This is a genomic window from Sulfitobacter sp. IGS-18, from assembly GCF_059628195.1.
The window spans coordinates 1,661,446-1,682,359 of record NZ_CM184556.1; the positions used below are offsets into that span (position 1 = coordinate 1,661,446).

The following is a 20,914-nucleotide window of genomic DNA, read 5'->3' on the forward strand; positions in this document are numbered from 1 at the left end:
AGCCTCGGCTCTTGAACACGGGGCCTTGGCCAAGGTATAGCCCTGTAAAAGACATGAGGGGGCATATGATGCGCAGAGTGGTGGTGACAGGATTGGGGCTGGTGACGCCCTTGGCCGACGGGGTCGAGGCAAGCTGGTCGCGGATTCTGGCGGGGCAATCCGGGGCAGGTCCGATCACCTGTTTCGACGCGAGCAATGTGATCACGCAATATGCCTGCGAAGTTCCCCTTGGCGACGGGTCCGACGGGACCTTTGACGCGGGCAAATACATGGAGCCCAAGGAACAGCGCAAGGTCGATACCTTTATCCTGTTCGGCATGGCGGCGGCGCAGCAGGCGGTGGAGGATTCCGGCTGGATGCCCGAAGACCGCGAGAGCCTTGAGCGGACGGGTGTTCTGATCGGCTCCGGCATCGGCGGGCTGAATTCCATCGCCAATACCGCGATCATGATGAAGGAAAAGGGGCCGCGCCGCGTGAGCCCGTTCTTTGTGCCGGGCGCGCTGATCAACCTGATTTCCGGACAGGTGAGCATTCGCTACGGGTTCCGGGGCCCGAACCATTCGGTCGTGACCGCCTGTTCCACCGGGGCGCATGCCATTGGCGATGCCTCGCGGCTGATCCAGCATGGTGATGCGGATGTGATGATCGCGGGCGGGGCCGAGGCCGCGATCTGCGAAATCGGGATTGCCGGGTTCAACGCCTGCAAGGCGCTGAGCACCAAGCGTGCCGATGACCCTACCAAGGCCAGCCGCCCCTATGACGCGGACCGCGACGGCTTTGTGATGGGTGAGGGGGCCGGCATCGTGGTGCTGGAGGAATATGAACACGCCAAGGCGCGCGGTGCCAAGATCTATGCCGAGGTGCTGGGATACGGGCTTTCGGGCGATGCCTATCACATCACCGCACCGGCGGAGGATGGCGACGGGGCCGAACGCTCGATGCGCAGCGCGTTGCGTGGTGCCGGGCTGGAGCCGGGTGATATCGACTATATCAACGCGCATGGCACCTCGACCATGGCCGATACCATCGAGCTGGGCGCGGTCGAGCGGATGCTGGGCGATGCGGCGGGCAAGGTGACGATGTCATCGACCAAATCCGCCACCGGGCACCTGCTGGGCGCGGCCGGCGCGATCGAGGCGATCTTCTCGATCCTTGCGATCCGCGATCAGGTGGCACCGCCCACCATCAACCTGGACAACCCGGCGGTGGAAACCGCCATCGACCTTGCGCCCAACAAGAAGGTCGAGCGCGAGATCAAGGTGGCGCTGAGCAACTCGTTCGGGTTCGGCGGGACAAATGCCTCTGTCCTGTTCGGAAAGGTCTGATTCATGTGGCGACATATTGCGTCCAACGCAGTGACTTTCCTGATTGTGGGACTGTTCCTGCTGGGCGGTGTCATTCTTTGGGGAAAGTCACAATATCAGGCTGAGGGGCCGCTGGATCAGGCGATTTGCCTGCAGGTCGAGCGTGGGTCCAACATGCGCAGGGTCAGTCAGAGCCTGGTCGATCAGGGTGCGATTTCCTCTGCCGCGATCTTTCGCATCGGCGCGGATTACGAGGAGAAGACGGGCCAGTTGAAGGCCGGCAGTTTCCTGGTGCAGCCCGGCACCTCGATGTCGCAGATCGTCGATGTGGTGACCAAGGGCGGGGCCAGCACCTGTGGCACCGAGGTGGTCTACCGGATCGGGGTGAACCGCGTGTCGGTTCAGGTGCGTGAACTGGACCCGGCCACCAATCGGTTCGTGGAGCGTGCGGAGTTCACGCCCGGCGAAGGCGATGTGCCGGAGGTTTTCACCACGCTCAGGGCAAAGCCTGACACCCGGTTCCGGGTGGCCATGGCCGAAGGTGTGACAAGCTGGCAGGTGGTCGAGGCGCTCAAGGGCATCGACCTGCTGGAAGGCGAGATTGCGGATGTGCCGCCCGAGGGCGCGCTGGCCCCCGACAGCTATGAGGTGCGCCCCGGCGACGACCGCGCGGCAATCCTGGCGCAGATGGAGGCCGCACAGGAGGTGCTGGTTGCCGCTGCCTGGGAAGCGCGTGATCCCGATCTGCCCATCGGCAGCCCCGAAGACCTGCTGATCCTGGCCTCCATCGTCGAGAAGGAGACCGGTGTGCCGGAGGAACGGGGGCAGGTGGCTTCGGTCTTTGTGAACCGGTTGAACCAGAACATGCGGCTGCAGACCGATCCGACGGTGATCTATGGGATCACCAAGGGGGAAGGTGTGCTGGGCCGGGGCCTGCGGCGGTCGGAGCTGCGTGCGGAGACGCCCTGGAACACCTATGTGATCACCGGGTTGCCGCCCACGCCGATTGCCAATCCGGGCCGGGCCAGCCTGATGGCGGCGGCGCAGCCGGATGAGACCGATTATGTGTTCTTTGTCGCCGATGGCACCGGTGGACACGCCTTTGCCACCACGCTGGAGGCGCATAACGAGAATGTCGCACGCTGGCGCCAGATCGAGGCGGAACGCGGTGCGGCGGCTGCGGGCAATGCTTCTACCGGGGGCAACTGAGGCGGCGCACGGTCGTATAAGGTGTTGTTAACACTTAAAAACTTGACTTTGCGAACGGTCTGACGTATAGATTCAGGCATGCTAGGACAGATGGCAGGCGGCCCCGGGGTGACCCGGGTGCCGCCTTTTTCATGTCTGTTCGGTCAGGGCCCCCTAATGCGCCCCGCCTTAAACTTGAACCGCCCATACCCTGCCGCGCTACGCGCTCTGGGGACATTGGCGATTTGATCTGTCTCAGGTCCAGGGCGGGACGCTGTAGCAAAAGGTTTGACTCTGAATGACGATCAAGACCCAGGAGCAAGACGTGGCATATAGCGCAGAGGTCTTTGAGGCCCTGCAAAATGCGGTCCGGGATCTGCGGCGGCGGATCGAGGACCTGACGACACAAGCGCAGTCCATTGAGGACATCGACGGAAAGGCGGTGATGCAGGCCCTGAAGGAGATTCAGGGGCTGATCCCGCAATGTGCAAAGGCGGAGAACAATCTTCATGAAAACAGAAACAGACAAGCTGGCATCGCAAGGGGAGCCTATACCCTCGATCTGGACAAAGCCCGGTTTGAGATCGGGTGCAAGCTGGATCGCCTGCGCCGGTGCAGACCTCCAAAAACAGTTTCTTGATGACCTTGACGAGGGGGAGCTGCTGGCATTGCCGTTTCTGTTCGAGTTCTGGGCGATGGACCATCAGCTGCCGCCCGAAGGCGCCTGGCGGACCTGGGTGGTGATGGGCGGGCGGGGGGCGGGCAAGACCCGTGCCGGTGCCGAATGGGTCCGTTCGATGGTGGAGGGGCCGATGCCGCTGGACCCGGGGCAATGCCGCCGGGTGGCGCTGGTGGGCGAGACCATCGAGCAGGTGCGCGAGGTCATGATCTTTGGCGACAGCGGCATCCTGGCCTGTTCGCCCGAGGACCGCAGGCCGGTGTGGGAGGCCGGCCGCAAGCGGCTGGTCTGGCCCAACGGGGCCGAGGCCTGTGTGCATACGGCGCATGACCCCGAAGGTTTGCGGGGGCCGCAGTTCGATGCGGCCTGGGTGGATGAGCTGGCCAAGTGGAAGAAGGCGCAGGCGACCTGGGACCAGTTGCAGTTTGCGCTGCGGCTGGGCGAGGACCCGCGGGTCTGTGTCACCACCACGCCGCGTAATGTGGGGGTGTTGAAGGCGCTGCTGGCCTCGCCCTCGACGGTGACGACCCATGCGCCGACGCAGGCCAATGCCGCGCATCTGGCGCAGTCCTTCCTTGACGAGGTGATGGCGCGCTATGCGGGCACGCGCATGGGGCGGCAGGAGCTGGAGGGCGTTCTGCTGGCGGAGCCTGAGGGGGCGTTGTGGACAACCGCGATGCTGGAGGCGGCGCAGGTGGCGCGGCTGCCGGAACTGGACCGGATTGTCGTGGGGCTGGACCCGGCGACGACATCGGGCAGTGCTTCGGACGAATGCGGGATCGTGGTGGTGGGCGCGCAGACGCGCGGGCCGGTGCAGGACTGGCGGGCCTATGTCCTGGCGGATGCGACGGTGCAGGGGGCGACGCCCACGGGCTGGGCACGCGCGGCGATTACCGCGATGGAACGCTTTGGCGCGGACCGGCTGGTGGCGGAGGTCAACCAGGGCGGTCAGATGGTGGGCGAGGTGCTGCGCGGGGTCGACCCGCTGGTGCCGCTCAAATCGGTACATGCGAGCCGGGGCAAGGTGGCACGGGCAGAGCCGGTTGCAGCGCTTTATGAGCAGGGCCGGGTGCGCCATGTCAGGGGGTTGGACAGGCTGGAGGACCAGATGTGCCGGATGACCGCGCAGGGGTTCGAGGGTGGCGGTTCGCCCGACCGGGTCGATGCGCTGGTCTGGGCGCTGCATGAGCTGATGATCGAGCCTGCGGCGAAGTGGCGGTCACCCGGTGTGCGGAGCCTGTAGCGGCCGGATGATTGCGTATCTCCGGCAGGAAGAATCGGGTGTTGCGCACCCCACCGGGCGGTGGGGTTTCGGGACCTTAATCAGTTTGAGGCAAAGTGTTCCTGCGTCGGATGAGACGGCTTCCGGCAGCAAGAGACATGAGGAGCGACGGTATGGTGTTTGATTTTCTGCGGCGCGGCACGGCGGCGGCGGGCGTGCCGGAGCAGAAGGCTTCGGCGACCGGGCCGGTGGTGGCCTATCAGACCTCTGGCCGCGTGGCCTGGAGCCCGCGCGACACGGTGAGCCTGACGCGCACCGGGTTCTGTGCCAACCCGGTCGGGTTCCGCTCCGTCAAGCTGATTGCGGAGGCGGCGGCGGCCTTGCCGCTGGTGGTGCAGGATGCCGAGCGGCGCTATGAGGCGCATCCGCTGGCGGCGCTTCTGGCGCGGCCCAACGGGGCGCAGGGCCGGGCGGAGCTGCTGGAGGCGCTTTATGCGCAGCTGCTGCTGAGCGGCAATGGCTATGTCGAGGCGGTGGGCGGTGCCGGGGGCCTGCCGGTGGAGCTGCATGTCTTGCGCTCTGACCGGATGTCGGTGGTGCCGGGGGCCGATGGCTGGCCGGTGGCCTATGAATATGCCGTTGGCGGGGCCAGGCACCGGTTCGAGGTGGCGGAAGGGGCAAGGCCCATCTGTCATATCCGGAACTTCCATCCGCAGGACGATCATTACGGCTTTGCCCCGTTGCAGGCCGCCGCGATGGCGATGGATGTGCATAACGCGGCCTCGCGCTGGTCCAAGGCGCTGCTGGACAATGCGGCGCGCCCCTCGGGGGCCATCGTCTACAAGGGGATCGAGGGGCAGGGCAAGCTGAGCGAGGATCAGTACGAGCGGCTGGTGAGCGAGATGGAGAGCCATCATCAGGGCGCGCGCAATGCGGGGCGTCCGATGCTGCTGGAAGGCGGGCTGGACTGGAAGCCGATGGGGTTCTCGCCCAGCGACATGGAGTTCCAGAAGACCAAGGAGGCCGCCGCGCGGGAGATTGCACTGGCCTATGGGGTGCCGCCGATGCTGCTGGGCATCCAGGGGGATGCGACCTATGCCAATTACCAGGAGGCGCACCGGGCGTTCTATCGCCTGACGGTGCTGCCGCTGGCCACGCGGGTCACGGCGGCGCTGGCGGGTTGGATGGCCGGGTTCAGCGGCGAGGTGCTGGAGCTGAAGCCCGATCTGGACCAGGTGCCCGCGCTGGCCGGAGAGCGTGACGCGCAATGGGCGCGGGTGGCGCAGGCGGATTTCCTGAGCCAGGCGGAAAAGCGCAGCCTGCTGGGGCTGCCTGCGGTAGCTGACGATGCATGAGCCGGGGTTCGAGCGGTTCGATTGCGCGCCGGGGTTGCGGTTGCAGGCCCATGAGGAAGTCAGCCGAATCCATCGGGAGAACCTGATGCGCCGGCTGGATCAGCTTGAGGGGGTGATGGCGCGGATGGAACGAAGATTGTGGCTGACCGTCTATGGGGTGGTTGCGGTGATACTGGCGCAGGCGGTGCAGTCGTTCCTGGCGGTAACCCCCTGAACATCTGAAATTCACAGGAGTTGTCATGGATCATGATCAAGGCGACCTCGGGGCGGTTCCGGGGAACGGGAAAGATATGTCCGGCGGGCTGCCGGGGCTGGAGCGCAAGTTTGCCCGCTTCGGGCAGGCCATCGAGGTCGAGGGCGGCACCGAGATCAGCGGCTATGCCAGCCTGTTCGGCGATGCCGATCAGGGCGGTGACGTGGTGGAGGCCGGGGCCTATGCCGCCAGTCTGAAGGCGGTCGCGGTGGCGGGGCGCAGCATCAAGATGCTGTGGCAGCATGATCCGGCCCAGCCCATCGGGGTCTGGGACGAGGTCCGCGAAGATGCGCGGGGCCTCTGGGTCAGGGGGCGCATCCTGTCGAGCGTGGCGAAGGGCCGCGAGGCGGCGGCGCTGATCGTGGCGGGGGCGATTGACGGATTGTCGATCGGCTATCGCACGCTGCGGGCGAGCAAGAACACGAAGGGCCAGCGGCTCTTGTCGGAACTGGAGCTTTGGGAGGTGTCCCTGGTGACCTTCCCGATGCTGCCCAGTGCGCGGGTCGGCGCCAAGGGGGACAGTGCGCCCCTGGGTGACGTGCTGCGGGAGATGGCGGCGGCCTTTGACGGGGCGCGCGCTGAACTGGCGCGCGGGACCTCCCGCGGCTGAACCAAGTGAGGACAATTGATGAGCAAGACCGAAACGGGGGGCACAGAGCTGTCTCCGGCGGAGGAGGTTCGCCAGGCGGTGACGGGTTTTGTCACCGACTTCAAGGGCTTCCGGGGCGAAATTGAGATGAAACTTCAACAAACAGAAGAGCGAGTGACAATGTTGGACCGCAAGATGACTGTACGGACCCCGCTGGCCGGTGGCGTGGAGGCGGCTGCGCCGCATCAGAAGGCTTTCAACGCCTATCTGCGCAATGGCGATGACGATGGGCTGCGCGGGCTGGAGCTGGAGGGCAAATCGCTGTCCACGGCTGTCAATTCGGATGGCGGCTATCTGGTCGATCCGCAGACCTCGGAGACCGTGCAATCGGTGCTGAACGCAACAGCGTCGATCCGCGCGATTGCCAGTGTCGTCCGGGTCGAGGCGACTTCTTTCGATGTGCTGGTGGATCATACCGACGTGGGCGCGGGCTGGGCCACAGAGGCGGGGCCGCAGGCGGAGACCGACACGCCGCAGATCGACCGGATCACCATCCCGCTGCATGAGCTGTCGGCCCTGCCCAAGGCGTCACAGCGGCTGCTGGATGACAGTGCCTTTGACATCGAGGGCTGGCTGGCCGGGCGCATTGCCAACAAGTTCGCGCGGGCCGAAGCGCAGGCCTTCATCAACGGGGACGGCGTGGACAAGCCCAGGGGGTTCCTGACCCATGCCACTGTCGACAATGATCTGTGGTCCTGGGGCAACCTTGGCTATGTGCCAAGCGGCGTGGATGGCAGCGTGACCGCCGATGCGATCATCGAGTTGGTCTATGCGCTGGGGGCGCAGTACCGCGCCAACGGGTCCTTCGTGATGAATTCCAAGACCACGGCGCTGGTGCGCAAGCTGAAGGACGCGGATGGCCGGTTCCTGTGGTCTGATGGTCTGGCGGCGGGCGAGCCTGCGCAGCTGATGGGCTATCCGGTGCTGGTGGCAGAGGACATGCCCGATCCGGGGTCGGATTCCATCTCCATCGCCTTTGGCGATTTTGCGGCCGGCTACACGGTGGCGGAGCGCCCCGATCTGCGCATACTGCGCGATCCCTTCAGCGCCAAGCCGCATGTGCTGTTCTACGCCACCAAGCGTGTGGGCGGCGATGTGAGCGATTTTGCCGCGATCAAGCTGCTGAAATTCGGCACGGCCTAACAGCCCGTGACGGATGCCGGGGCCGGGGAGACCTGACCTCGGCTCGGGTGCGCGCCTGAAGATATCTTCGCATCGCCTAGCTGCTCCCCTCTGACCGAGCGGTGCGGGTGGGTGCGCGCCCGGAATGATGACGACCACCGCCCGAGGGGGCGATTTTTGGAGATGATCCATGATGTTGATCGAAGTAACACCCGCCCCGGACAATGCCTTGCCCGTGGATGCGTTCAAGGCACATCTGCGGTTGGCCAGCGGCTTTGGTCTGGAGGATGTACAGGACGCGGTGCTCGTGTCGTTCCTGCGGGCTGCCGCGGCCGCGATCGAGGCGCGCACCGGCAAGGCGATATTGCGGCGCGCGTTCAGCCTGGAGCTGTCAGCGTGGCGTGATGCCAGTGGTCAGGAGCTGCCGCTGGCCCCGGTGCAGGCGGTCAGCCAGGTCATATTGGTGGCGCAGAGCGGCGCGGAGACCGAAGTGCCGGCGACCGGCTATTGGCTGGAGCGGGACATGCAGGCACCGCGGCTGCGGCCGGCGGGATCGGTGCTGCCACGGGTGCCTGGGCAGGGCAGTGTGAAGATCGTCTTTGAGGCCGGGTTTGCAGCGGAGTGGGAGGGGGTGCCCTCTGATCTGCGGCAGGCGGTGCTGATGCTGGCGGCGCATTACTATGAATACCGCAATGACACCGGGCTGAGCGGTGGCTGCATGCCCTTTGGGGTCAGCAGCCTGATCGAGCGCTATCGCGCAGTGCGCATGGGGCTGGGGGCATGAATGTGCCGCGCCTGAACCATGCGATGGTGCTGGAGACGCCGGAGCAATTGCCGGACGGTGCCGGGGGCTTTGTCGAGGGCTGGTTGCCGCTGGGCACGCTTTGGGCGGAGCTCACGGCGCGGACCGGGCGGGAGACACGGGCCGCCGGGGCTTTTGTCAGCCGCGCGGGGTTCCGGATTGTTGTGCGGGGCGCGCCCTTTGGCAGCCCGGAACGGCCACGCCCGCAACAGCGGCTGCGCGACGGGCAGCGGGTTTTCAAGATCACGGCAGTGACGGAGCGCGACCCGGATGGGCGTTACCTGATCTGTCATGCGCAAGAGGAGCAGGTGGCATGAGTTTTGCGGGGTCAGCGCCGTTGCAGGCGGCGGTATTCGAGGCGCTTGGCAATGATGCGGCACTGGGGGCCATCGTGGGGACGGCGATCTATGACGCGGTGCCATCGGGCAACCTGCCTGCGATCTATGTGCGGCTGGGCAGTGAGACAGCGAGAGATGCCTCCGACGGGACCGGGGCGGGTGCGCTGCATCGGTTCACGGTGTCGGTGATCACGACGCAACCTGGGTTTGCCAGCGCCAAGCAGGCGGGATCGGCGATCAGCGATGTGTTGCATGACGCGAATCTGACCCTGAGCCGGGGGCGGCTGGTGTCACTGCGGTTCGAGCGGGCGCGTGCCGCGCGCATCGACAGCGGTGCGGCGCGCCAGATCGACCTGCGCTTTGCCGCGCGGGTGCAGGACGACTGAGACGAGAATTTTCGGGATCAAGCAGGAGACGTGAAATGGCTGTTCAAGCTGGTAAGGACCTTTTGGTCAAGGTGGACATGACAAGTGACGGGCAATTCGAGACCATTGCCGGGCTGCGCGCCACGCGGGTGAGTTTCAATGCGGAGACCGTGGATGTCACCACGCTCGACAGTGCCGGGGGCTGGCGGGAATTGCTGGTGGGGGCGGGGGTACGTTCGGCCGCGATCAGCGGATCGGGGGTGTTTCGCGATGCGGGCACCGATGAACGGGCGCGACAGTTGTTCTTTGACGGGCTGACGCCGGATTTCCAGATCATCATTCCTGATTTTGGCGTCGTGCAGGGGCCGTTCCAGGTGACGGCGCTGGAGTATGCCGGGTCGCTGAACGGCGAGGCGACATTCGAGGTCAGCCTGATGTCGGCGGGTGAACTGGCGTTCACGCCCGATGCCACGGAGGTCTGAGCATGGCCAACCGGTGGCGGGGGGATGTGGCGGTTGTCATTGACGGGCAGCGCCATGTGGCGCGGCTCACGCTGGGGGCGCTGGCCGAGCTGGAAGAGGCGCTAAAGGCGGGGTCGCTGGTGGCCTTGGTGGAACGCTTCGAGAGCAACAGCTTTGCCAGCCGCGATGTTGTGGCGCTGCTGGGGGCGGGGCTGCGTGGCGGGGGGGCGCGGATCAGCGATGCCGCCCTCGCGCAGGCGGAGATCGGAGGCGGGCCGATGGCGGCGGCGCGGGCGGCGGCGGAGCTGCTGGCGCGGGCCTTTGTGGTGCCGGAGTGAGCAGCGGGCAATCTCTGGACTGGGGTGCGCTGATGCGGGCGGGGCTGCATGGGCTGCGGCTGAGCCCGGATGTGTTCTGGGCGCTGACCCCGGTGGAACTGCAGATCATGCTGGGGCGCGCAGGCGCGCAGGCCCCGATGCTGAGCGATGGGTTGGCGGCGCTGATGGCGGCCTATCCGGATCAGAGGAAGGAAACCGGCGATGGCTGAGTTTGAAGACATGGACGCGCTTGAGGACAATGCGCAGGGGCTGAACAGCACGCTGGCCGAGACCGGTGGGCTGGTGGCGGCCTTTGACGGTGAGTTGGGGCGGATGCGGGTGTCGCTGGCCGCGACTGGCAAAGACGTGGCGACATTGGAGAGGGGCCTGAGCAAGGGGTTGCGCAAGGCTTTTGATGGCGTGGTGTTCGACGGGATGAAACTGTCGGATGCGCTGACCACGGTGGCCCAGTCGCTGATGCGCACGACCTATAATGCGGCGATGCGCCCGGTGACCGATCACTTCGGGGGGCTGATCTCTCAGGGGGTGGGCAACATCATGCAGGGCATCCTGCCCTTTGCCGATGGGGCCGCCTTCAGCCAGGGGCGGGTGATGCCCTTTGCCAGTGGCGGCGTGGTCAGTTCGGCCACGGCGTTTCCGATGCGCGGTGGCACGGGCGTGATGGGCGAGGCAGGGCCGGAGGCGATCATGCCGCTGGCGCGGGGCAGTGACGGCAAGCTGGGGGTGCGCGGGGCCGGGGGCGGCACCACGGTGGTGATGAACATCACCACGCCGGATGTGCAGGGCTTCCAGCGCAGCCAGTCGCAGATCGCGGCACAGATGAGCCGCGCCCTGGGTGCCGGCAACCGCAACAGATAGAAGGGAGCAGCATCATGGCATTTCACGAGGTACGATTTCCCTCCAGCCTGAGCTTTGGCGCGATGGGCGGACCGCAGCGGCGCACGGATGTGGTGACGCTGGCCAATGGCTTCGAAGAGCGCAACACCCCCTGGGCGCATTCGCGCAGGGTCTATGACGCGGGTCTCGGGATGCGGTCGATTGACGATCTGCAGCTGCTGATCGGGTTTTTCGAGGCGCGGATGGGGCAGCTGCATGGTTTCCGCTGGAAGGATTGGGCGGATTACAAATCCTGCCGGGCGTCGCGGGAGCCTGCCTTTGACGATCAGACCATCGGCTATGGCGACGGGGTGAAAGCCGACTTCCCGCTGGTCAAGACATATCGCTCCGGCGCGCAGAGCTATCTCCGCCCGATCCGCAAGCCGGTTGCGGGCACGGTGCGCCTGGGGCTGGAGCAGGATGAAGTGCAGGAGGGGCTTGATTACGAGGTGGATCTGACCACGGGCATCGTCAGCTTTGCCCATCCGCCCGATCCGGAGATCGAAATCCGAGCGGGCTATGAATTTGACGTTCCCGTCCGGTTCGACACCGACCGCATCCTGACCTCGGTTGCCAGTTTTCAGGCCGGGCAGGTGCCGGATGTGCCTGTCATCGAGGTGCGGATCTGATGGCCGGGGTGAGCGCGGCGCTGCAGGCGCATCTGGAGAGCGGGCATACGACGCTGTGTCATGCCTGGCGGATCACGCGGCGGGACGGGGTCAGCTTTGCCTTTACCGATCACGACGTGCCGCTGGTCATGGAGGGCGAGCTGTTCCGCGCCGATACCGGGTTGAGCGCCAGGGCCATTGCGCAGAGCACGGGGCTGGCGGTGGACAACACCGAGGCGCTGGGCGCGCTGAGTGACGTGACCCTGCGCGAGGACGAGATCGAGCAGGGGCGGTTTGACGGGGCGCAGGTGCAGGCCTGGCTGGTCAACTGGGCCGATACATCCCAGCGCAAGCTGCAGTTTCACGGTACGATTGGTGAATTGCGCCGGGTTGGGGGGGCGTTTCGCGCCGAATTGCGCGGGTTGACCGAGGTGCTGAACCAGCCGCAGGGGCGGGTCTATCAGAAGCCCTGTACCGCGGTGTTGGGCGACAGCACCTGTCGTTTTGCGCTGGAGACGCCGGGCTATGTCGAGACGCGGAATGTGCGGGATGTGGAAGAGGGCCGCATCTTTGCCTGGGACAGCTTTCAGGGGTTCGAGGCGGGGTGGTTCACGCGGGGGCGGCTAGAGGTGCTGGACGGCACCGCGCAGGGGCTCTGGGGGTTGATCAAGCATGACCGGTTCGACGGTGCTCGGCGCGTGATCGAGCTGTGGGAGCCATTGCGGGGGGATCTGGCGGAGGGCACCTCCGTGAGGCTGGTGGCGGGCTGTGACAAGCGGATGGAGACCTGCCGACTGAAATTCAACAACCTGCTGAATTTTCAGGGGTTTCCGGACTTGCCGGGCGAAGACTGGGTGGTGGCGGTGCCACGGTCAACGGGGGCGAACACGGGCGGGTCGCTGCGGTGAGCCGGATCGTGGAGGCCGCACGCGGCTGGATCGGGACGCCCTATGTGCATCAGCAGGCCAGCAAGGGGGCGGGCTGTGATTGTCTGGGCCTTCTGCGTGGGGTCTGGCGCGAGGTGCTGGGGGCGGAGCCCGAGGCGGTGCCGGCCTATTCGATGGATTGGTCCGAGCCGCAGGGTGAGGAGCTGTTGTGGGCGGCCGCCCTGCGGCATCTGCGGGCCAGGCCGCTGGATCAGGCGCGGGCGGGCGATGTGCTGCTGTTCCGGATGCGGGCGGGATCGGTGGCCAAACATCTGGGGCTGCAGGCGCGGGCGGGCCGCGCACCGGCCTTCATCCATGCCTATGCGGGGCGTGGTGTGGTGGAAAGCCCGCTGAGCGCCCCCTGGGCGCGGCGGATCGTGGCGCGGTTTGAATTTCCTCAAGGAGACGGTTGATGGCAACGGTGATTTTTTCGGCTGCGGGTGCGGCATTGGGTGGCTCTGTCGGCGGCACGCTGGCGGGGCTGTCATCGGTTGCCATCGGACGTGCCGTGGGGGCGACGCTGGGCCGCTTTGTCGATCAGCGGTTGCTGGGGCAGGGCGGGCAGGCAGTCGAGACCGGCAAGGTGGACCGGTTTCGCCTGACCCGCGCGGGCGAAGGGGAACCGGTGGCGCAGGTCTATGGCCGGATGCGCATTGGCGGACATGTGATCTGGGTGTCGGATTTTCAGGAGGCGGTGAATGTCTCGGGCGGGGGCAAGGGGGCGCGGCCCACGCCGCAGACAACCGAGTACAGCTATTCGGTGAGCCTTGCCATCGCGCTTTGCGAGGGGGAGATCACCGGCATCGGGCGGGTCTGGGCCGATGGGGAGGAAGTGGCCCGGGACGATCTGAACATGCGGGTCTATACCGGGGGAGCGGATCAATTGCCCGACCCGGTGATTGAGGCGATCGAGGGCGCGGGGCAGGTGCCTGCCTATCGCGGGACCGCCTATGTGGTGATGGAGGACCTGCAGCTGGCGGCTTTCGGCAACCGCGTGCCGCAGTTTTCCTTTGAGGTGTTGCGCCCCGAACAGCGCGGCGCGCCGGGTTGGGCGCATATGCCGACCCATGGGGTGCGCGGTGTCGCCCTGATCCCTGGAACCGGGGAATGCGGGCTGGCCACGACAGATGTAACTTACGTCGATGGAGCAGAGGCGCGGTGGAGCGCCAATGTGAACACACCGGAGGGCAAGGCGGATTTTGCCGTGTCGCTGGAGGCGCTGGGCGAGGAATTGCCCGAATTGGAAGCCGCATCGCTGGTGGTGTCCTGGTTCGGCGATGACCTGCGCTGTGGGGAATGTACCGTCCGGCCCAAGGTGGAAGACCCCACCATCGAAGGGGAAAACATGGCCTGGCAGGTGGCGGGGCTGACCCGGAGCGCGGCGCAGGTCATCGCCCGGCAGGACGGCAGGCCGGTCTATGGTGGCACGCCGACGGACCGTTCGGTGATCGAGGCCATTCAGGCGATGACGGCGGCGGGCAAGGCGGTGATGTTCTACCCCTTTATCCTGATGGATCAGGGGGAGGGGAACAACCTGCCCGACCCCTACAGCGATGCCACCAGCCAGCCGAAACTGCCCTGGCGCGGGCGCATCACCCTGTCGCAGGCACCGGGACGGCCCGGCAGCCCGGATGGCACCGCCGGGGCCGAGGCAGAGGTGGATGCGTTCTTTGGCACGGTCACGGCGGCGGATTTTGCCGTGTCGGGCGAGACGGTGAGCTACTCCGGGCCGGATGAATGGTCCTTGTCGCGGTTCATTCTGCATTACGCGGCGCTTTGTGCCGCTGCGGGCGGGGTCGAGGCCTTTTGCATCAGTTCGGAAATGCGGGGGCTGACGCAGATCCGGGGCAGCGGCAACAGCTTTCCTGCGGTGGCGCGGTTGCGGGCGCTGGCGGGGGAGGTGCGTGCCCTGCTGGGGCCGCAGGTCAAGATCAGCTATGCGGCGGATTGGTCCGAATATTTCGGCTATCAGCCGCAGGACGGCAGCGGCGACCTGTACTTTCACCTTGATCCGCTCTGGGCGGATGACAACGTCGATTTCATCGGGATCGACAATTACATGCCGCTGGCGGACTGGCGCGAAGGCGAGGATCATCTGGATGCGCAGGATCACGATGCGATCCATGACCTGGATTACCTGCGCGGGAACATCGAGGGCGGCGAAGGCTATGATTTCTATTATCATTCGCCCGAGGCCCGGGCGGCGCAGATCCGGACGGAGATCACCGATGGCGCCTATGATGAACCCTGGGTCTACCGCTACAAGGACATCCGCAACTGGTGGCAGAATGCGCATCATGAGCGGCTGGGGGGCCTGCGGCAGGAGAACCCGACGGATTGGGTGCCTGCATCGAAGCCGATCTGGTTTACGGAATATGGCTGTGCGGCGGTGGACAAGGGGGCCAATGAGCCGAACAAGTTTCTGGATCAGAAAAGTTCGGAAAGTGCTTTGCCGCGCTATTCGACGGGGGCGCGCGATGATCTGATGCAGATGCAGTATCTGCGGGCGATCTCCTCCTACTGGGATGATCCGGCGCATAATCCGCAGTCTTCGGAATATGAGGGGCGGATGCTGGACATGACGCGGGCCTTTGTCTGGGCCTGGGACGTGCGGCCCTATCCGTTCTTTCCCAACAACCGCGATCTGTGGAGCGACGGGCAGAATTATGCGCGCGGTCACTGGATCAACGGGCGCAGCTCGGCCCGCACGCTGGCCTCTGTGGTGGGGGAGATCTGCAGGCGGGCGGGGCTGGATGCGTTCAGCACGCAGGGGCTGCATGGATATGTGCGCGGCTATGTCGTGGATCAGGTGGCGGATGCGCGGACGGCGCTGCAGCCGCTGATGCTGCGCCACGGTTTCGATGCGGTCGAGCGGGATGGGGTGCTGTCCTTCCGGTCTCGGGACGGGCGGACGCCGCAGGTGCTGGACCCGGCGCTGCTGGCGGTCAGCGAGGAACTGGACGGGGTAAGCGAACAGCTGCGCGAGGCGGAGGCCGAAATCTCGGGCCGGGTGCGGCTGCGCTTCGTGCAGGCGGATGGCAATTTTGACACCATTGCGGAGGAGGCGGTTCTGCCCGATGAGGCGACCCATGCGGTTGCGGCATCAGAGCTGAACATGGCGCTGACCCGGGCCGAGGGCCGACAGGTGGCCGAACGCTGGCTGGTGGAGGCGCGGGTGGCACGCGGGCATCTGCGGCTGGCCTTACCGCCCTCAAGGCTCGCGCTGGGCGCGGGGGATGTGATTGAACTGCCGGGTGAGGGGCAGGAGGGCGCGGCGCTTTACCGGATCGACCGGGTGGAGCAATCGGACCTGCAGCTGGTGGACGCGGTGCGGATCGAGCCGGAGGTCTATGATGCCGCTGAGCTCACGGATGAGCTGGTGCCATTGCGGCCCTTTGCAGCGCCGGTGCCGGTGCAGCCCTATTTCATGGACCTGCCGCTGCTGCGCGGCGACGAGGTGCCGTATGCGCCGCATCTGGCGGCGACGGCGCAGCCCTGGCCGGGGGCGGTTGCGGTCTATCAGTCGAGCACCGATGCCAATTACCGGCTGAACGGGATATTGCCCGCGCGCAGCACCATTGGCGTGACCCTGAACGATCTGGCAGCGGCATCGCCGGGGTTGATCGACCGGGGCGATGCCCTGGAGGTCAGGCTGACTGCCGGCACGCTGGAATCGGTGACCGAAGAGGCATTGTTGAGCGGGGCGAACCTGGCCGCGATCGGAGACGGATCGGCGGACAACTGGGAGTTGTTCCAGTTCCGGACAGCGACTTTGGTCGCACCGGGGGTCTACTGGCTGTCGGGGCGGCTGCGGGGGCAGGCGGGGAGTGACGCGCTGATGCCGCCGGTCTGGCCCGCCGGGTCGCGCTTTGTCCTGCTGGATGGCAGGCCGCAGCAGATTGATTTCAGCCCGAACCTGCGCCAGGTGGCACAGCATTTCCGCATCGGGCCCGCGCGGCGCGGCTATGACGATCCGTCCTATCGCCATCTGGTGACGGCCTTTGCCGGAAACGGGCAGCGCCCGCTGAGCCCCTGTCACCTGGGGGTCGTCAAACAGGCGGACAGCAGCTTTGATGTGAGCTGGATCAGGCGGACGCGGCTGAACGGCGATGCCTGGGAGGTGCCGGAGGTGCCATTGGGCGAGGAGAGCGAGCGCTATCTGCTGCGCATCACGGCGGGTGGCAGCATCCTGCGCGAACAACAGGTGGATGCGCCGGGCTGGACCTATAGCGCGGCGGATCAGGATACCGATGGTCTGACCTTGCCCTTCGAGGTCTCGGTGGCGCAGATCTCGGCGGTCTATGGGCCGGGGCTGGCGGAGACGCGGGTGGTGGGCGGCTGATGCGCGCGGTGCTGCTGAGCGATGTCCGGACGGCGGCGCGGGCCCTGCGGGCGGTGCCCGCGCCACAGCGCGCGGCGCTTTGTGCGCGGTTGTTCCTGGAGGCGGATTGGGCCGACCGCCACACCCGGCGATTGGGGCGGGTGCATCCGCTTTGGGGCAATGGCACCTTGCTGGCCGCCGCCGGGGCGCGGCGGCTTGCCCCGCCGGGCCGCTTTGATGACGCGGAGGATTGCGCGTGTTTTCAGATGGTTGTCACGGCGGTCCTGGAAAAATGCGCGGCTGCCTCTTGCAAGCAGGGCTTACATGCACACATGGGAAATTAGTTGCATCACGGGTTTGCCATTGGTTTTCTGATGCGGCATGAGGTAGTCTGAGCGCAGCAAAGGACGTGATGTTATGGCCGAACCCCGCAGAAATATCTCCAGCGTTGACCCGGTCTGGCAGCAGATCCAGCATGAAGCCCAGCAGGCGGTGAAGGATGAGCCGCTGATCGGCGGCTTTGTGCATGCCTGTATCCTGCACCATAAATCCATCGAAAAGGCGCTGTCCTACCGGATTGCGGCAAAGCTGGCGTCGAATGAGATGTCGATGGTCGTGGTGCGCGAGATCGTGGATGAGGCGATTGCCGAGGACCCCGGTCTGGTTGAAGCGGCGCGCGCCGATCTGGTGGCGATTTACGAGCGCGACCCGGCCTGTCACCGGCTGGTGCAGCCGATCCTCTATTTCAAGGGCTATCAGGCGGTTCAGGCGTACCGCGTGGGGCATCACCTGTGGAAGAAGGGCAAGCGCGACCTGGCCTATTTCGTGCAGATGCGGGTGAGCGAGATTTTCGGGGTGGATATTCACCCCGCGGCGCGGATCGGCAAGGGGATCATGATCGACCATGCCCATTCGATTGTCATCGGTGAGACGGCGGTGGTGGGCGACAACGTGTCGATGCTGCATTCGGTGACGCTGGGCGGGACCGGCAAGGAAGAAGAGGACCGTCACCCCAAGATTGGCGATGGCGTGCTGATCGGGGCCGGGGCCAAGGTGTTGGGCAACATCAAGGTGGGCCATTGCAGCCGGATCGCGGCGGGCTCCGTGGTGCTGGAGGAAGTGCCGCCCTGCAAGACCGTCGCGGGCATCCCGGCGAAGATCGTGGGCGAGGCGGGCTGTGATCAGCCGTCGGTGCTGATGGATCACATGTTCGGGACCAAGAGCGTCTGACTGCCAGCTGACATTGTGAAGAATTCAAAAAGTGAAGAATTGAAAAAGCCGGGGCGCGCGTGCGCCCCGGCTTTTGCATGATCACGGCCGCGTCCCTGACGCGGCGGGTGAGGGGCTGTCTGCCCCTCACACTCCCCGAGGATATATGCCTGCCAAAAAGGGATCAGGCGAGCATGGTCATCGGCGATTCGAGGTTGGCCTTGATCGCGTTCAGAAGCTGCGCGCCCAGGGCACCGTCGATGACGCGGTGATCGACCGAGAGGGTGACCGACATGACCGTGGCCACGCTGACCTGGCCTTCGGCATCCACCACCGGCTTTTTCACCCCTGCACCCACGGCCAGGATCGCGCCATGGGGCGGGTTGATGACCGCATCGAAGTTATCGATGCCGAACATGCCGAGGTTGGAGATGGCAAAGCTGCCGCCCTGGTATTCATGCGGCGCCAGCTTGCGGTCGCGGGCGCGGGTGGCGAGATCCTTCATCTCGGCCGAGAGGGCGGAGAGGGATTTCATCTCGGCGTCTTTCAGGACCGGGGTGAACAGCCCGCCTTCGATGGCCACGGCGACGGCGACGTCGGAGGGTTTGAGCTTGAACACCTTGTCGCCTGCCCAGACGGCGTTGGCCTCCGGGACCTCCTGCAGCGCCAGGGCGCAGGCCTTGATGATGAAGTCATTGACGCTGAGCTTCACGCCCCGTGCTTCAAGCTGTTTGTTCAGCTGGGCGCGGAAGGCCATCAGCGCGTCAAGCTGGATGTCGCGGCGCAGGTAAAAATGCGGCACGGTCTGCTTGGCTTCGGTCAGGCGCGCGGCGATGGTGCGGCGCATGCCGTCGAGTTTGACTTCCTCGTAGTCGCGGCCTTCGTACATCTTGGCGATGGCATCTGCGGAGGGGCCGGCCGGGGCCGCGGCCCTGGGCGCAGCGGCAGCGGCCTCGGCAGGTTGGGAGGCGGCGGTTTTGGGCGTGTCGGAGGCGGAGAGCCCTTCGACATCGGCCTTGACGATGCGGCCATGCGGGCCGGAGCCGGTGACGCCGGAAAGGTCCAGCCCCTTGTCCGCCGCGATGCGACGGGCCAGCGGCGAGGCAAAGATGCGGTTGCCGTCACCGCCTTTGGGGGCAGGTGGGGCGGCAGCGGTCTCGGGCCTGGCGGCTTCGGGTGCCGCCTTTGGCGCATCCTCTTTCGGGGCTTCGACCTTTGCGGGTGCGGGGGTGTCACCGATGTCATCGGCGCTTTCGCCCTCTTCCAGCAGCACGGCGATGGGGGTGTTGACCTTGACCCCTTCGGTGCCGTCGGTCACGAGGATCTTGCCGATCACCCCTTCGTCCACGGCTTCGAATTCCATCGTGGCCTTGTCGGTCTCGATCTCGCACATCACATCGCCGGAGGCGACGGTATCGCCCTCCTTGACCAGCCATTTGGCAAGCGTGCCTTCTTCCATGGTGGGCGAGAGGGCGGGCATGAGGATTTCTGTTGGCATCTGTCCGCTCCTTACTTGTAGGTGACTTTTTTGACGGCTTCGATGACCTCGTCGGTGGTCACCAGCGCGTGTTTCTCAAGATTGGCCGCATAGGGCATCGGGACATCCTTGCCGGTGCAGTTGATCACCGGGGCATCGAGATAATCGAAGGCCTGCTGCATGATGACACTTGAGATGTAATTGCCGACCGAGCCTTGCGGCCAGCCTTCTTCCACCGTGACGCAGCGGTTTGTCTTCATCACCGATTTGATGATGCTGTCGGTATCCATCGGGCGCAGGGTGCGCAGGTCGATGACCTCGGCCATTATGCCTTCTTCTGCAAGTTTGTCAGCGGCTTGCAGGGCATAGCTCATGCCGATGCCGAAGCTGACGATGGTCACGTCGTCGCCCTCGCGCCAGATCCGGGCCTTGCCGAAGGGAACCGTGTAATCCTCGATCTCGGGCACGTCGAAACTGCGGCCATAGAGGATTTCGTTCTCCAGGAAGATCACCGGGTTGGGATCGCGGATCGCGGTTTTCATCAGGCCTTTGTAGTCCGAGGCGGAATAGGGCATCGCCACTTTCAGGCCGGGGATCTGCATGTACCAGGCGGCGTAATCCTGGCTGTGCTGCGCGCCGACGCGGGCGGCGGCACCGTTGGGGCCACGGAACACCATGGGCGAGCCCATCTGACCACCGGACATATAGAGCGTCTTGGCGGCGGAGTTGATGATCTGGTCGATCGCCTGCATGGCGAAGTTCCAGGTCATGAATTCGACGATCGGGCGCAGACCGCCCCAGGAGGCGCCGACACCGATGCCGGCAAAACCATGTTCGGTGATCGGCGTGTCGATCACGCGTTTGGAGCCGAATTCATCCAGCAGACCCTGGGAGATCTTGTAGGCGCCCTGATATTCGGCAACTTCCTCGCCCATCAGGAAGACGTTTTCGTCGCGGCGCATTTCCTCGGCCATGCCGTCGCGCAGGGCTTCGCGGACCGTCTGTTTCTTCAGCGTGGTGCCTTCGGGCCAGTCGGGGGTTGTATCGACCCTGGGTTCGGGGTGCGACCTGGCCTCTGCCGGGGCCGCTGCGGATTTTTGCGACGCGTCATCGGCGGCGGGGGCTGCTGCCGGTGCTTCGGGTTTGGCGGCGGTGTCGATGTCATCCGCGCTTTCGCCTTCTTCCAGAAGAATGGCGATGGGGGTGTTCACCTTGACCCCTTCGGTGCCTTCGGCGATCAGGATCTTGCCGATGGTACCTTCGTCCACCGCTTCGAATTCCATCGTGGCCTTGTCGGTCTCGATCTCGGCCATGATGTCGCCGGAGGCGACGGTGTCACCCTCCTTGACCAGCCATTTGGCCAGGGTGCCTTCTTCCATGGTGGGCGAGAGGGCGGGCATGAGAATTTCGGTTGCCATAGT

The 20,914-nt window shown here is 65.5% G+C and carries 23 protein-coding genes; 21 read left to right on the forward strand and 2 right to left on the reverse strand.

What is annotated here, in order from left to right; all coding sequences use genetic code 11:
- Nucleotides 1–68 precede the first annotated feature (68 nt).
- From fabF to cysE, 21 genes are all read left to right on the forward strand, one after another.
- Nucleotides 69–1,325 carry a beta-ketoacyl-ACP synthase II gene (gene fabF, locus ACWNZ3_RS07960; protein WP_269364347.1) on the forward strand — a complete coding sequence of 419 codons (1,257 nt, stop codon included), beginning with the start codon at nt 69–71 and terminating at the stop codon, nt 1,323–1,325.
- A gap of 3 nt (nt 1,326–1,328) precedes the next feature.
- On the forward strand, nt 1,329–2,513 hold the full coding sequence (gene mltG / locus ACWNZ3_RS07965) for an endolytic transglycosylase MltG (RefSeq protein ID WP_274575290.1): 1,185 nt from the start codon (nt 1,329–1,331) through the stop codon (nt 2,511–2,513).
- Nucleotides 2,514–2,790: 277 nt separating this feature from the next.
- On the forward strand, nt 2,791–3,132 hold the full coding sequence (locus tag ACWNZ3_RS07970; RefSeq protein WP_496901761.1) for a hypothetical protein: 342 nt from the start codon (nt 2,791–2,793) through the stop codon (nt 3,130–3,132).
- Nucleotides 3,071–4,414 carry a DNA-packaging protein gene (locus ACWNZ3_RS07975; RefSeq protein ID WP_496901762.1) on the forward strand — a complete coding sequence of 448 codons (1,344 nt, stop codon included), beginning with the start codon at nt 3,071–3,073 and terminating at the stop codon, nt 4,412–4,414. Before ACWNZ3_RS07970 ends, ACWNZ3_RS07975 begins: the two co-directional genes overlap by 62 nt.
- 152 nt (nt 4,415–4,566) lie before the next feature.
- Nucleotides 4,567–5,748, forward strand: coding sequence for a phage portal protein (locus ACWNZ3_RS07980; RefSeq protein ID WP_496901763.1), 1,182 nt, complete (start codon nt 4,567–4,569; stop codon nt 5,746–5,748).
- On the forward strand, nt 5,741–5,962 hold the full coding sequence (locus tag ACWNZ3_RS07985) for a GTA head formation protein, RCAP_rcc01685 family (protein ID WP_114273281.1): 222 nt from the start codon (nt 5,741–5,743) through the stop codon (nt 5,960–5,962). Before ACWNZ3_RS07980 ends, ACWNZ3_RS07985 begins: the two co-directional genes overlap by 8 nt.
- Before the next feature lie 76 nt (nt 5,963–6,038).
- Nucleotides 6,039–6,611: an HK97 family phage prohead protease gene (locus tag ACWNZ3_RS07990; RefSeq protein WP_496901889.1), complete on the forward strand. Its 573-nt coding sequence runs from the start codon at nt 6,039–6,041 to the stop codon at nt 6,609–6,611.
- An 18-nt stretch (nt 6,612–6,629) separates the two neighbouring features.
- Nucleotides 6,630–7,793, forward strand: coding sequence for a phage major capsid protein (locus ACWNZ3_RS07995; protein WP_269364340.1), 1,164 nt, complete (start codon nt 6,630–6,632; stop codon nt 7,791–7,793).
- 169 nt (nt 7,794–7,962) lie between these two features.
- Nucleotides 7,963–8,556, forward strand: coding sequence for a head-tail connector protein (locus ACWNZ3_RS08000; RefSeq protein ID WP_496901764.1), 594 nt, complete (start codon nt 7,963–7,965; stop codon nt 8,554–8,556).
- Entirely contained in the window at nt 8,553–8,891 is a 339-nt protein-coding gene (locus ACWNZ3_RS08005; RefSeq protein WP_496901765.1) for a head-tail adaptor protein, read from the forward strand. Before ACWNZ3_RS08000 ends, ACWNZ3_RS08005 begins: the two co-directional genes overlap by 4 nt.
- Nucleotides 8,888–9,298: a DUF3168 domain-containing protein gene (locus ACWNZ3_RS08010; protein ID WP_496901766.1), complete on the forward strand. Its 411-nt coding sequence runs from the start codon at nt 8,888–8,890 to the stop codon at nt 9,296–9,298. Before ACWNZ3_RS08005 ends, ACWNZ3_RS08010 begins: the two co-directional genes overlap by 4 nt.
- A gap of 35 nt (nt 9,299–9,333) precedes the next feature.
- Nucleotides 9,334–9,759: a phage major tail protein, TP901-1 family gene (locus ACWNZ3_RS08015; RefSeq protein WP_114273276.1), complete on the forward strand. Its 426-nt coding sequence runs from the start codon at nt 9,334–9,336 to the stop codon at nt 9,757–9,759.
- 2 nt (nt 9,760–9,761) lie between these two features.
- Nucleotides 9,762–10,076 (forward strand): gene transfer agent family protein, encoded by a 315-nt coding sequence (locus tag ACWNZ3_RS08020; protein WP_496901767.1) that lies wholly within the window; start codon nt 9,762–9,764, stop codon nt 10,074–10,076.
- Nucleotides 10,073–10,285 carry a rcc01693 family protein gene (locus ACWNZ3_RS08025; RefSeq protein ID WP_269364331.1) on the forward strand — a complete coding sequence of 71 codons (213 nt, stop codon included), beginning with the start codon at nt 10,073–10,075 and terminating at the stop codon, nt 10,283–10,285. Before ACWNZ3_RS08020 ends, ACWNZ3_RS08025 begins: the two co-directional genes overlap by 4 nt.
- Complete coding sequence (locus ACWNZ3_RS08030) at nt 10,278–10,934, forward strand: RcGTA-type gene transfer agent tail tape measure protein (protein ID WP_496901768.1); 657 nt, start codon at nt 10,278–10,280, stop codon at nt 10,932–10,934. Before ACWNZ3_RS08025 ends, ACWNZ3_RS08030 begins: the two co-directional genes overlap by 8 nt.
- 14 nt (nt 10,935–10,948) lie before the next feature.
- The gene (locus tag ACWNZ3_RS08035; RefSeq protein WP_496901769.1) at nt 10,949–11,581 is read left to right on the forward strand and encodes a phage distal tail protein, Rcc01695 family; all 633 of its coding nucleotides are present in this window, start codon (nt 10,949–10,951) and stop codon (nt 11,579–11,581) included.
- Nucleotides 11,581–12,468 carry a phage/gene transfer agent baseplate hub protein gene (locus ACWNZ3_RS08040; protein WP_496901770.1) on the forward strand — a complete coding sequence of 296 codons (888 nt, stop codon included), beginning with the start codon at nt 11,581–11,583 and terminating at the stop codon, nt 12,466–12,468. Before ACWNZ3_RS08035 ends, ACWNZ3_RS08040 begins: the two co-directional genes overlap by 1 nt.
- Nucleotides 12,465–12,899: an NlpC/P60 family protein gene (locus ACWNZ3_RS08045; protein ID WP_269364323.1), complete on the forward strand. Its 435-nt coding sequence runs from the start codon at nt 12,465–12,467 to the stop codon at nt 12,897–12,899. The genes ACWNZ3_RS08040 and ACWNZ3_RS08045 overlap by 4 nt, the downstream gene beginning before the upstream one ends.
- Nucleotides 12,899–16,828, forward strand: a complete 3,930-nt coding sequence (locus ACWNZ3_RS08050; protein WP_496901771.1) for a baseplate multidomain protein megatron — start codon at nt 12,899–12,901, stop codon at nt 16,826–16,828. Before ACWNZ3_RS08045 ends, ACWNZ3_RS08050 begins: the two co-directional genes overlap by 1 nt.
- A complete protein-coding gene (locus tag ACWNZ3_RS08055) occupies nt 16,828–17,151 on the forward strand; it encodes a DUF7742 family protein (RefSeq protein ID WP_269364320.1) in 324 nt (107 codons plus the stop codon). Before ACWNZ3_RS08050 ends, ACWNZ3_RS08055 begins: the two co-directional genes overlap by 1 nt.
- Before the next feature lie 73 nt (nt 17,152–17,224).
- Nucleotides 17,225–18,037: a serine O-acetyltransferase gene (cysE, locus tag ACWNZ3_RS08060; protein WP_269364318.1), complete on the forward strand. Its 813-nt coding sequence runs from the start codon at nt 17,225–17,227 to the stop codon at nt 18,035–18,037.
- A gap of 163 nt (nt 18,038–18,200) precedes the next feature.
- Here the strand turns inward: cysE and ACWNZ3_RS08065 are convergent, their stop codons facing one another.
- Both ACWNZ3_RS08065 and ACWNZ3_RS08070 read right to left on the reverse strand, forming a co-directional pair.
- Nucleotides 18,201–19,514: a pyruvate dehydrogenase complex dihydrolipoamide acetyltransferase gene (locus tag ACWNZ3_RS08065; RefSeq protein ID WP_496901772.1), complete on the reverse strand. Its 1,314-nt coding sequence runs from the start codon at nt 19,512–19,514 to the stop codon at nt 18,201–18,203.
- 11 nt (nt 19,515–19,525) lie between these two features.
- Complete coding sequence (locus ACWNZ3_RS08070) at nt 19,526–20,911, reverse strand: pyruvate dehydrogenase complex E1 component subunit beta (protein WP_496901773.1); 1,386 nt, start codon at nt 20,909–20,911, stop codon at nt 19,526–19,528.
- Nucleotides 20,912–20,914: the final 3 nt, after the last annotated feature.

Coding starts and splice junctions, on each gene's coding strand:
- ACWNZ3_RS08000 (WP_496901764.1), top strand. CDS start 7,963: ATGATGTTGATCGAAGTAACACCCGCCCCGGACAATGCCTTGCCCGTG.
- ACWNZ3_RS08020 (WP_496901767.1), top strand. CDS start 9,762: ATGGCCAACCGGTGGCGGGGGGATGTGGCGGTTGTCATTGACGGGCAG.
- ACWNZ3_RS07990 (WP_496901889.1), top strand. CDS start 6,039: ATGTCCGGCGGGCTGCCGGGGCTGGAGCGCAAGTTTGCCCGCTTCGGG.
- ACWNZ3_RS08030 (WP_496901768.1), top strand. CDS start 10,278: ATGGCTGAGTTTGAAGACATGGACGCGCTTGAGGACAATGCGCAGGGG.
- ACWNZ3_RS08065 (WP_496901772.1), bottom strand. CDS start 19,514: ATGCCAACAGAAATCCTCATGCCCGCCCTCTCGCCCACCATGGAAGAA.
- ACWNZ3_RS07980 (WP_496901763.1), top strand. CDS start 4,567: ATGGTGTTTGATTTTCTGCGGCGCGGCACGGCGGCGGCGGGCGTGCCG.
- ACWNZ3_RS08055 (WP_269364320.1), top strand. CDS start 16,828: ATGCGCGCGGTGCTGCTGAGCGATGTCCGGACGGCGGCGCGGGCCCTG.
- ACWNZ3_RS08040 (WP_496901770.1), top strand. CDS start 11,581: ATGGCCGGGGTGAGCGCGGCGCTGCAGGCGCATCTGGAGAGCGGGCAT.
- ACWNZ3_RS08035 (WP_496901769.1), top strand. CDS start 10,949: ATGGCATTTCACGAGGTACGATTTCCCTCCAGCCTGAGCTTTGGCGCG.
- ACWNZ3_RS08070 (WP_496901773.1), bottom strand. CDS start 20,911: ATGGCAACCGAAATTCTCATGCCCGCCCTCTCGCCCACCATGGAAGAA.
- ACWNZ3_RS07985 (WP_114273281.1), top strand. CDS start 5,741: ATGCATGAGCCGGGGTTCGAGCGGTTCGATTGCGCGCCGGGGTTGCGG.
- ACWNZ3_RS07970 (WP_496901761.1), top strand. CDS start 2,791: ATGACGATCAAGACCCAGGAGCAAGACGTGGCATATAGCGCAGAGGTC.
- ACWNZ3_RS08010 (WP_496901766.1), top strand. CDS start 8,888: ATGAGTTTTGCGGGGTCAGCGCCGTTGCAGGCGGCGGTATTCGAGGCG.
- mltG (WP_274575290.1), top strand. CDS start 1,329: ATGTGGCGACATATTGCGTCCAACGCAGTGACTTTCCTGATTGTGGGA.
- ACWNZ3_RS08050 (WP_496901771.1), top strand. CDS start 12,899: ATGGCAACGGTGATTTTTTCGGCTGCGGGTGCGGCATTGGGTGGCTCT.
- cysE (WP_269364318.1), top strand. CDS start 17,225: ATGGCCGAACCCCGCAGAAATATCTCCAGCGTTGACCCGGTCTGGCAG.
- ACWNZ3_RS08015 (WP_114273276.1), top strand. CDS start 9,334: ATGGCTGTTCAAGCTGGTAAGGACCTTTTGGTCAAGGTGGACATGACA.
- ACWNZ3_RS08005 (WP_496901765.1), top strand. CDS start 8,553: ATGAATGTGCCGCGCCTGAACCATGCGATGGTGCTGGAGACGCCGGAG.
- fabF (WP_269364347.1), top strand. CDS start 69: ATGCGCAGAGTGGTGGTGACAGGATTGGGGCTGGTGACGCCCTTGGCC.
- ACWNZ3_RS07995 (WP_269364340.1), top strand. CDS start 6,630: ATGAGCAAGACCGAAACGGGGGGCACAGAGCTGTCTCCGGCGGAGGAG.